5 protein-coding genes and 1 riboswitch are annotated in these 5,511 nt (G+C 66.9%); of the genes, 2 read left to right on the top strand and 3 right to left on the bottom strand.

Translation table 11 applies throughout. The annotated features are described in order from the left end of the window. Both AC2VOG_RS08780 and AC2VOG_RS08775 read right to left on the bottom strand, forming a co-directional pair. The coding region (locus AC2VOG_RS08780) for an enoyl-CoA hydratase-related protein (RefSeq protein ID WP_486939526.1) at positions 1-372 on the bottom strand (372 nt) is incomplete at its 3' end. Next, positions 369-1,517 carry a thiolase family protein gene (locus AC2VOG_RS08775; RefSeq protein WP_486939525.1) on the bottom strand — a complete coding sequence of 383 codons (1,149 nt, stop codon included), beginning with the start codon at positions 1,515-1,517 and terminating at the stop codon, positions 369-371. The genes AC2VOG_RS08780 and AC2VOG_RS08775, both read right to left, overlap by 4 nt. A 99-nt stretch (positions 1,518-1,616) precedes the next feature. On the opposite strand from AC2VOG_RS08775, the gene AC2VOG_RS08770 reads away from it, so the two are divergent. Then, positions 1,617-2,267, top strand: a complete 651-nt coding sequence (locus AC2VOG_RS08770) for an SDR family oxidoreductase (RefSeq protein ID WP_486939524.1) — start codon at positions 1,617-1,619, stop codon at positions 2,265-2,267. A gap of 30 nt (positions 2,268-2,297) precedes the next feature. Continuing rightward, a riboswitch (cobalamin riboswitch) is annotated at positions 2,298-2,508 on the top strand. A 132-nt stretch (positions 2,509-2,640) separates the two neighbouring features. Then, the gene (gene metE, locus AC2VOG_RS08765) at positions 2,641-4,914 is read left to right on the top strand and encodes a 5-methyltetrahydropteroyltriglutamate--homocysteine S-methyltransferase (protein ID WP_486939523.1); all 2,274 of its coding nucleotides are present in this window, start codon (positions 2,641-2,643) and stop codon (positions 4,912-4,914) included. A gap of 57 nt (positions 4,915-4,971) precedes the next feature. Here the strand turns inward: metE and AC2VOG_RS08760 are convergent. Further along, a partial coding sequence (locus tag AC2VOG_RS08760; protein WP_486939522.1) for a DUF3556 domain-containing protein occupies positions 4,972-5,511 on the bottom strand: 540 nt, incomplete at its 5' end.

Below are 5,511 nucleotides of genomic sequence, written 5' to 3'. Positions count from 1 at the left end.
CTCGGCCACCACCAGGTCGCTGGCCAGCGCCAGCTCGGTCCCACCACCCAGCGCGGTGCCGTTGACCGCGGCGATCGTCGGCTTGTCGATGAAGTGGCGGACGTAGCCGGCGAAACCCCACTCGCCGTGATCGGGGTGATATAGGTTCTCCCGTCGCGCGATCGCCTTGAGATCGGCTCCGGCACAAAAGGACCTGTCCCCCGCCCCGGTGATCACCACCGCGCGGATCTGCGGGTCGCGCTGCGCCTGTTCGAGCGCGTCACCGACCCCGACACTGACCGCGCCGTTGACGCAGTTGCGCGCCTCGGGCCGGTTGATGGTGATGACGAGGACGTCGTCACGGCGCTCGGTGAGCACCGCAGCATCGGTCACAGCAGCTCCACGATGGTGGCGTTGGCCTGGCCACCACCCTCGCACATGGTCTGCAGCCCGTAGCGAATTCCCTTGTCCCGCATGTGGTACAGCATGGTGGTCATGATCCGGGCACCGGATCCGCCGAGCGGGTGGCCCAGTGCGATCGCGCCGCCGTTGGGGTTGAGTTTCTTCTCGTCGGCACCGATGTCCTTCAACCACGCCAGCGGTACCGGCGCGAACGCCTCGTTGACCTCGAACACGCCGATGTCTTCCAACTTCAGACCCGAGCGCTTGAGCGCCTTTTGCGTCGCGGGGATCGGCGCGGTCAACATGATCACCGGGTCGGCGCCGGCCAGGACGGCGGTGTGCACTTTGGCAATCGGGTTGAGCTTCAACTCTTTCGCCTTCTCGGCCGACATGATCAGCAGTGCGGCCGAACCGTCGGAGATCTGGCTGGAGTTACCGGCGTGGATCACGCCGTCTTCCTTGAAGGCCGGCTTGAGCTGCGCCATCTTCTCGATCGGCGTGCCGCGACGAATGCCCTCGTCCTTGAGCACCGGATTGCCGTCCTGGTCCTTGATTGCGACAATCTGGTCATCGAAGGCACCGGAATCTTGTGCAGCCGCGGCCTTTTCGTGCGAGCCGAGGGAGAACTCGTCGACCGCGGTCCGGTCGAAGCCCCACTGCTCGGCGATCATCTCTGCACCGATGCCCTGGTTCGGGATCTGGCCGTGATAGCGGTCCAGGAACGTCTGGGAGAAGGGCCGTCCGCCGTTGGCCAGCGAGGAGCCCATCGGGGTCCGCGACATCGACTCCACACCGCCGGCGACGACGACGTCGTAGTGCCCGGCGACCACGCCCGCCGCGGCGAAGTGGATCGACTGCTGGCTGGACCCGCACTGCCGGTCGACGGTGACACCCGGAACGGTTTCCGGCCAGCCGGCGGTCAGCGCCGCGGTGCGCGCGATGTCGAGTGCCTGCTCCCCGGCCTGCATGACGCAGCCCCAGATCACGTCGTCGACGATCGCGGGGTCGATGCCCGCCTTCTGGACGAGTCCGTTGAGCACCTGCGCGGACAGGTCGGTGGCATGGACGCCGGAAAGGCCGCCATTCCGTTTCCCGACCGGTGAGCGAACTGCCTCGACAATGACGGCTTCAGCCATGGCGCATCTCCTTCTGCCTTGAGGTTTTGTTCCGATTGTTGACCAACTGCTTAGTTGGGTCGCCGCCGGGGTGCCCTACCGGTCGGTAGCGTTGAGATCGTGTCCCGCATCGTCATCATCGGCGGCCATGGCAAGGTCGCGCTGCAGCTGGCCCGCATCCTCAGCGACCGCGCAGATGAGGTGACGTCGGTCATCCGCAATCCCGATCACGCCGACGACATCGCCGCCACCGGCGCCCACCCCGTCGTCGCAGATATCGAGCATTCGGACACCGCGGCACTGGCGGATCTGCTGGCCGGCCACGACGCCGTGGTGTTCGCCGCCGGCGCTGGAGGGGGCGATGCGGCCCGGACCTACGCCGTCGATCGCGACGCGGCGATCCGGGTGATCGACGCCGCCGGACAGGCCGCCGTGCGGCGGTTCGTGATGGTGTCCTACTTCGGCGCGGGACCTGAACACGGGGTATCGCCGGATAATTCGTTCTACGCCTACGCCGAGGCGAAATCCGCCGCCGACGCCCACCTTCGCTCCAGCGATCTGGACTGGACCGTGCTCGGACCCGGCAGCCTGACGCTGGACCCGGCGACCGGGCGGATTGCCGTCGGCGCGGACGCCGCGAAAGGTTCGGTCTCGCGTGCGGATGTCGCGCTGGTGGCCGCCCAAGCCCTGCACGAGGACTCCACGATCCGACGGACCATCGACTTTAACAGCGGTGAACTGCCCATACCCGACGCGCTAGTAACCAGGTAATCTGCTCTACGCAGCTGGTTTGCCGACTCTGTCACGAACGACGAAGTCGGCATCGAGCGAAGCATGTTAGATGCGCTTCGTAAGAGGGAACCCGTTGAAAGTCCGGGACTGTCCCGCAGCGGTAAGCAGGAACGACCCCCGTCACAAGCACTGGTCGCAAGACCGGGAAGCGACGGCCAGTAGGAGCACCAATCGGTGCGCGCCTGTGAGTCCGAAGACCTGCCGACTGTGCCGGGCGCGCCGCGCCTGGCGGCTCACCGCCTCGTGGAATGGGCGTCTGGCCGTAACGGTTGCAGTGGCTGTGTGCGCTGCGCCGGACCGGTTGTGCGTCCGCTGGCGGTGACCACCCCGTCGATCGAAGGACGAAACCATCGTGACCGCAACACCATTTACCGTCACCGTCACCGGCTCACCGCGCATCGGCCCGAAGCGCGAACTCAAGCGCGCCACCGAGAGCTACTGGAAGGGCAAAACCAGCCGCGCCGACCTGGAGAAGGTCGCCGCTACCATCCGCCGCGACACCTGGGCGCAGCTGGCCGACGCGGGCCTGGACTCGGTGCCGGTGAACACCTTCTCGTACTACGACCAGATGCTAGACACCGCGGCGCTGCTGGGCGCACTGCCCTCGCGCGTCGAGGTCGTCGCCGATGACCTGGATCGCTACTTCGCCGCAGCCCGCGGCACTGAGGACATTGCGCCGTTGGAGATGACCAAGTGGTTCGACACCAACTACCACTACATCGTCCCGGAGATCGGGCCGAACACCGAGTTCTCGCTGCACCCGGACAAGGTGCTTTCGGAGCTCAAAGAGGCCCAGGAGCAAGGCATTGCGGCCCGTCCGGTCATCATCGGACCGCTCACGTTCCTGCTGCTGAGCAAGGCGGTCGACGGCGCGGGCGCGCCGATCGAGCGGCTCGACGAGCTGGTTCCGCTGTACAGCGATCTGCTCGGCCGGCTCGCCGACCAGGGCGCGCAGTGGGTCCAGATCGACGAGCCGGTGCTGGTGACCGACATCTGCGCCGACGCGCCCGCGCTGGCCGAGAAGGTCTACAACACGCTGGGAGCACTGGACCACCGGCCCGCGATTCACGTCGCCACCTATTTCGGTGATCCGGGCGCCGCGTTGCCCGCTCTGGCGCGCACGCCCGTCGAGGCGATCGGTGTCGACTTGGTCTACGGCGCCGACACCGCAATCTTCGCGGTGCCGGAGTTGAGCGCCAAGACGTTGGTGGCCGGCATTGTCGACGGTCGCAACATCTGGCGCACCGACCTGCAGGCGGCCCTGAGCACGCTGGCCGGCCTGCTCGGTAGCGCGGCTACCGTGGCGGTTTCTACGTCGTGTTCGACGCTGCACGTGCCCTACTCGCTGGAGCCCGAGACCGACCTGGACGACGCGCTGCGCAGCTGGCTGGCGTTCGGCGCCGAGAAGGTGCACGAGGTTGTCGCGTTGGCCAAGGCGCTGAAGGACGGCCGCGATGCGGTGGCCGACGAGATCGCCCAGTCCAACGCGGCGGTTGCGTCGCGCAAGAACGACCCACGGCTGAACAACAGCACGGTGCGCGAGCGGATCGAGGGAATCGCCAAGTCCGGCGGCACCGAACGCGGACCCGCCGCGAAACGGCTTGAGGCGCAGATGGATCGGCTGCACCTACCGCCGCTGCCGACGACCACCATCGGCTCTTTCCCGCAGACCGTCGAGATCCGCAAGGCCCGCGCGGCCCTGGCCGCCGGAGACATCGACGAGGCCGAGTACACCCGCCGGATGCGGGCCGAGATCGCGGACGTGATCACGCTGCAGGAGAAGCTGGGCCTGGACGTGCTGGTGCACGGCGAGCCGGAGCGCAACGACATGGTGCAGTATTTCGCCGAGCAGCTGGATGGCTTCTTCGCCACCAAGCTCGGGTGGGTGCAGTCCTACGGCAGCCGCTGCGTGCGTCCGCCGGTTCTCTACGGCGACGTCACCCGCCGGCACCCGATGACGGTGGAGTGGGCCGAGTATGCGCAGTCGCTGACCGAAAAGCCGGTCAAGGGAATGCTCACCGGCCCGGTCACGATTCTGGCGTGGTCGTTCGTGCGTGACGACCAGCCATTGGCCGACACCGCCAACCAGGTGGCCTTGGCCATCCGCGACGAGACCGTAGATTTGCAGGCGGCCGGTATCGCGGTGATCCAGGTCGATGAGCCCGCGCTGCGGGAACTGTTGCCGCTGCGCGACTCTGAGAAGCAGGCCTACCTGGACTGGGCGGTGGGCGCGTTCCGGCTGGCGACATCGGGTGTGGCCGACTCGACGCAGATTCACACCCACCTGTGCTACTCCGAGTTCGGCGAGGTGATCGGCGCGATCGCGGATCTGGACGCCGACGTCACCTCGATCGAGGCGGCCCGCTCGCACATGGAGGTGCTCGACGACCTCAACGCGGCCGGCTTCTCCAACAGCGTCGGCCCGGGTGTCTACGACATCCACTCGCCGCGGGTGCCGAGCACCGACGAGATCGCCCAGTCGTTGCGCGCGGCCCTGAAAGCCATTCCTGCTGAGCGGCTTTGGGTCAACCCCGACTGCGGCCTGAAGACCCGCAACCCCGACGAGGTGACCGCATCGCTGGCCAACCTGGTCGCCGCGACCAAGCAGGTCCGCGGCGGCGTGTAAACGTGTGCATCGAGCGTGAAACTGTTGCGAAAAAATCGCTGAATTCTCGCAACGGTTTCACGCTCGGCGGGCGGTAGCCGTCTGCACGTGCACCGGGACGTCGTCAGCCCACGGCTGGCGGGTCACCATGTCGGCCACCCGGACATAGCCGCGCTCGAATTCGCCGGTGGCAGCGTCGACCAACCGGTATTGCTGGGTCTGCCGGTGGATCGGCTGGGCGTCGAGCATCACGACCCGTACCTCGCCGGGTTCGAAGTGGCAGCGCTTCTGCAGCGCCGCGACCAATTGCTCGTTGCTGAAGTGGCCGTCGCCGAAGTTCCAGCCGATCGCGGTGCTGGTGACGCGCTCCCCGTCGGTCAGCACGTAGTCGTCCTCGTTCTGGCCGGCCATCACGCGGTGCGCCAAGGTGAACAACGCCCGGCCGTGCGTATTGAACGCCCGGAAGGCATATCCCATGTACATCGGGATCTGCGCGGCTTCCTTGCTGCCGTAGAACTTCTCCAGCTGTGCAGCCGGCATGCTGGCGATCGCGACAATGTTGTCGACGATCTTCGCCTCCGCCGACGGCTTGATGCACCACAGGGTGGTGTCCCAGTT

This window comes from Mycobacterium sp. TH-M11, assembly GCF_057473725.1.
This window is presented reverse-complemented; position numbering and strand designations above follow the sequence as displayed.